The sequence below is a fragment of the Skermanella sp. genome, assembly GCF_059503625.1.
Window position 1 is genome coordinate 1 of the sequence record NZ_JCACHA010000087.1, and the last position, 4038, is coordinate 4038.

Sequence of the window (4038 nt, forward strand, 5' to 3'; positions counted from 1 at the left end):
GGCTTCAGGTCGCCGCGCCGGATCTTTTCCGAAGCGACCTGCGCTTCGTCGGCCAGAATACGGGTGGCGAGCTGTTCGGCCGACATTTCCAGCGAGAAGAAGGCGACGCCCGCGCCTTCGCTGCCGTTCGTCCGCATATGCGCCTTGGCCGCCGCGAACGCGATGTTGGTCGCCAGCGCCGTCTTACCCATGGAAGGACGGCCGGCGAGGATCAGAAGGTCGGAGGGGTGGAGGCCTCCCAGCTTGCGGTCCAGGTCGATCAGGCCTGTGGTGACGCCGGTGACCTGGCTGTCGCGCTTGAACGCTTCCTCCGCCATGTCGATGGCGACGCGGAGAGACTGGCTGAACGGCTGGAAGCCGCCCTGGATGTCGCCGGTCGTCGCCAGATCGAATAGCTTCTTTTCAGCTCCCTCGATCTGATCGAGCGCCGCGCCCTCCAGGTTATGGCTATAGGCCTCATTGACCATGTCCTCGCCCATGTCGATGAGCTGGCGGCGAAGGTACAGGTCGTGGATGATTCGGCCATAGTGCTCGGAATTCACGACCGAGATGACGCTGCCGGCCAGTTCGCCGAGGTATCCGGCGCCGCCGACGCTTTCCAGCGCCGGGTCGGTCTCGAAATAGGCCTTCAGCGTAACCGGGTCGGCGATCTCGCCGCGCTGGATCAGCGCGTGGATCGTCTCGAAGATGCGGCTATGGACGGGATCGTAGAAGTGCTCCGGCTTCAGGAACTCGCCGACCTTCTCATAAGCCTTGTTGTTGGTCAGGATGGCGCCCAGCAGTTCCTGCTCCGCCTCCGCGTTGTGCGGGGTGACACGGTAGCTGGAACGCCGGCCGGACGCGTCCGTATTGCGGGCAGTGCGAGGATCTGTGGTCATGGTTTCCATGAGCCGGAGACTACCAGAGCAATGGTTACTGTCATAGTCATGGCGGCTGTGCACAGCTTGTGGAACCCGGCTAATGAAGTTATCCACAGCCTGTTAACATGAAGGAAATTAACGCTCGCAATGACGTTTGGCGGGTGCCAGTATGGCGTTGGGCGGCGGTGCATTAACTCTGTCGCCCGACCGGACAGGCAATAATGGGATATGTTCGACGTGGCCCGGAAATCTGGAGATGGTGAAGATCGTCCGACGCCGGCTCAGATCGAACTGGCGCGGCTGATCGCAAACCGGCACGAGGTGCAGTTGCGATTCGGGTTCGAGAGCGACGGTGCCTGGACCCGCAAGTTCCTCGACGTTTTCGCCTACGATCCCGAGATGGAGGAAGACGTCTTCCGCCGGATTCGCAATGTCGCGCAGTATGTGCGGGAAGGGCGCGACATGCCGGAGATGGCTCGGAAGATCGGTCTGCGGGCCGATCAGGTCGAGTTCATGATCGAGGTGCTTCGCGACTCGGACTACGACATGGAAGAGATAGTCGAGGATTTCGATAGCGATCCCGAAGACGCCGCTTGGCGCGACATGGAGCGCGATTACGAAGCACGGCAGGTCGAATACTACTAAAACCCTATTGTTAGGCCGATCGCAACATCTGACTGGCAACCCTGTTGGTCAGACAGTTGTAGAGAGGCAGTGATGAAGTACGATGAACAGAAATCCACCGAATCCGAGAGCGGCGGTCACCTTGGCGCGGTCGCCGGTCTGATAATCGGGATCATCCTCGGTTCCCTGATGCTGAACGCTCCCGCATCGGGCCAGGATACCCAGCCTGCCGCCCAGGATGAGACGATCGGGTCCTACCTGACGACAGCCCACGGCTAGGGCATCGATTGCAAACCTTCCCCAGCCGAGGCTGGACACGAAAAAAGCGCCGGCTGCCACAGCCGGCGCTTTTTCCATCTCGGAGTAGGTACGCGAAAGCCCGGTCGATCAGGCTTCCGTGTCTTCCTCTTCCTCTTCGGCGGAAGCAGCAGCGGCGGCCGCTTCGGCTTCTTCCTCTTCCGCCAGCAGGTCGGCCGTGGTGACCATGCCGCCGCGCTGTGCCTGCATCTGCGCCTCTTCCAGCGAACGGGCGACGTTCACCTTCACGTTGACGCTGACTTCGGGGTGCAGGATGACGCGGACGTCGAACAGGCCCAGGCTCTTGATCGGATCGTTGATCGCGACCTGATTGCGCTCGATCACGAAGCCTTCGGCGGTCACGGCATCGGAGATGTCGCGGCCGTTGACCGAGCCGTACAGCATGCCCGATTCGGCAGCCTGCCGGGTGATGATGACCACGAGGCCCTTCATCTTCTCGGAAACCTGCTCGGCTTCCTTCCGGCGCTCCAGGTTGCGGGCCTGAAGTTCGGCCTTCTGCGTCTCGAAGAACGCCAGATTGGCCTTCGTGGCGCGCAGAGCCTTCTTCTGCGGCAGCAGGTAGTTACGCGCATAGCCAGGCCGTACGTTGACGACCTGACCCATTTGGCCGAGCTTCTCGACCCGTTCCAACAGAACGATTTCCATCACTAGCTCTCCTGATCCGGGCCGGTCCGGGCGAACCGCCGGCGCAGCCCGGCCCATTGCTCAATCACACCAAGGCCGATAACCAGTGCTATCGGCCAGCCGGACACCAGCAGAAAGAAGTAAAACACCACAAGCAACAGGGTCCGGGCCTGTCGCCCGCCGGCAAAGGCGTGAACTACCGCCAAACCGGCAAAGAAGAAGGGCACCAGCAGCACGATCACGACGTTCAGCGCCAGATATCCCAGCTGCCCGTCGCCACCGACCAGAGCCAACAGGCCGGCAGCAGCCAGCAACATCGGCATCCAGTGCGGCAACTCGACCTCGGTCACCCGCATCGGAGGACGCAGGTTGCGGCCGAACCGCATCAGGACGCCCTGTGCCAGGGCGGCATTGATGATGGCCATGGTCAGCCAAGACACCACCACCATTCCCGGGAAGATCTGCGCGAAGCTGTCGATGACTTGCGTCACCCCCGACTCCGCATCTCCTCCGGTGCCCGCAGCCGCGTCGCCGAAGCCCATCACCAGGAATTGCCGAACGCTGCCTTCAAGTCCGGCCGGATCGCCGAGCGTCACCAATGCCGCCGCCAGCAGACCCGCCAGTCCCAATCCGGTCGTCACGACCAGCAGAAGACCGGGCGGATACCATTCCAGGCTGCCGTCGGGGCCGGCTCTCGCCAGCAATGCCTGCCGTACGATCACCGCGACGAGAAGACCATTGGCAACCGCGTAGGTCATACCGAACAGGACGCCGCCGAAGAGACCGACCACCACGACAGCTGCGGTCGCCGCGACGGCGAATGGCCTCAACCCGGTGCCCAGTCCGACCATCAGCAACGGCAGCGGCGCCAGATAGGCCAGAATCAAGGCCCCCATGCCGCCGGTAACGACAGATAGATAGAGCAGCGCGCTGAGCACGCCACCGCCGATGGACATCAGCAGGGCCTTGGTCATAGCACCGCTCTACCTTCGTCGCCGTTGTTCCGGACCCATGCCTTGTGGATGCTTACTTCACCACGTAGGGCAGCAGGGCCAGGAAACGGGCGCGCTTGATCGCCCGCGCCAGCTCGCGCTGCTTCTTGGTGGAAACCGCGGTGATGCGGCTCGGTACGATCTTGCCGCGCTCGGAAATGAAGCGCGAGAGCAGCTTGATGTCCTTGTAGTCGATCGCCGGAGCATTCGGACCCGAGAACGGGCAGGTCTTGCGACGGCGGAAGAACGGACGACGCGGACCGCCACCCGAGCGGCCACCAGCGGACGGTGCGGCACTCATGCCTGCTCTCCTTCGAATTCAGTGCGGCGGGGGGGACGGGGGCCACGGTCGCCGCGGTCACCACGATCGCCGTCGAAGCGGCGGCCGCCACGGTCGCCACGATCACCGCGGTCGCCGCGATCACCACGTTCGCTGCGCTCGTTCCGGCTCTGCATCATGGCGGACGGGCCGGCTTCCAGCTCATCCACGCGCACGGTCATGAAGCGCAGGATGTCTTCGCTGATGCTCATGTTCCGTTCCATCTCGGCAACCGCGGCTGCGGGAGCATTGAGATTGAACAGGACGTAATGGCCCTTGCGGTTCTTCTTGATCTTGTAGG

The 4038-nt window shown here is 62.8% G+C and carries 7 protein-coding genes; 2 read left to right on the forward strand and 5 right to left on the reverse strand.

Annotated features, from left to right (window positions below):
* On the reverse strand, positions 1 to 878 hold an 878-nt coding region (locus tag AC5JJ6_RS02290; protein WP_496040491.1), incomplete at its 3' end, for a DnaB-like helicase N-terminal domain-containing protein.
* 219 nt (positions 879 to 1097) lie between these two features.
* Here AC5JJ6_RS02290 and AC5JJ6_RS02295 point away from each other — a divergent pair.
* Positions 1098 to 1505: a hypothetical protein gene (locus tag AC5JJ6_RS02295; RefSeq protein ID WP_496040492.1), complete on the forward strand. Its 408-nt coding sequence runs from the start codon at positions 1098 to 1100 to the stop codon at positions 1503 to 1505.
* Positions 1506 to 1577: 72 nt separating this feature from the next.
* The gene (locus AC5JJ6_RS02300; RefSeq protein ID WP_496040493.1) at positions 1578 to 1763 is read left to right on the forward strand and encodes a hypothetical protein; all 186 of its coding nucleotides are present in this window, start codon (positions 1578 to 1580) and stop codon (positions 1761 to 1763) included.
* Positions 1764 to 1871: 108 nt separating this feature from the next.
* On the opposite strand, the gene rplI is transcribed toward AC5JJ6_RS02300, so the two are convergent.
* The 4 genes from rplI to AC5JJ6_RS02320 all read right to left on the reverse strand — a co-directional run.
* Positions 1872 to 2447, reverse strand: a complete 576-nt coding sequence (gene rplI, locus AC5JJ6_RS02305; protein ID WP_496040494.1) for a 50S ribosomal protein L9 — start codon at positions 2445 to 2447, stop codon at positions 1872 to 1874.
* 2 nt (positions 2448 to 2449) lie between these two features.
* Positions 2450 to 3400 (reverse strand): DUF2232 domain-containing protein, encoded by a 951-nt coding sequence (locus AC5JJ6_RS02310; RefSeq protein ID WP_496040495.1) that lies wholly within the window; start codon positions 3398 to 3400, stop codon positions 2450 to 2452.
* Positions 3401 to 3452: 52 nt separating this feature from the next.
* Positions 3453 to 3719 (reverse strand): 30S ribosomal protein S18, encoded by a 267-nt coding sequence (gene rpsR, locus AC5JJ6_RS02315; RefSeq protein ID WP_044425739.1) that lies wholly within the window; start codon positions 3717 to 3719, stop codon positions 3453 to 3455.
* Positions 3716 to 4038: 30S ribosomal protein S6 (locus AC5JJ6_RS02320; RefSeq protein WP_496040496.1), on the reverse strand; the 323-nt coding region annotated here is incomplete at its 5' end. The genes rpsR and AC5JJ6_RS02320, both read right to left, overlap by 4 nt.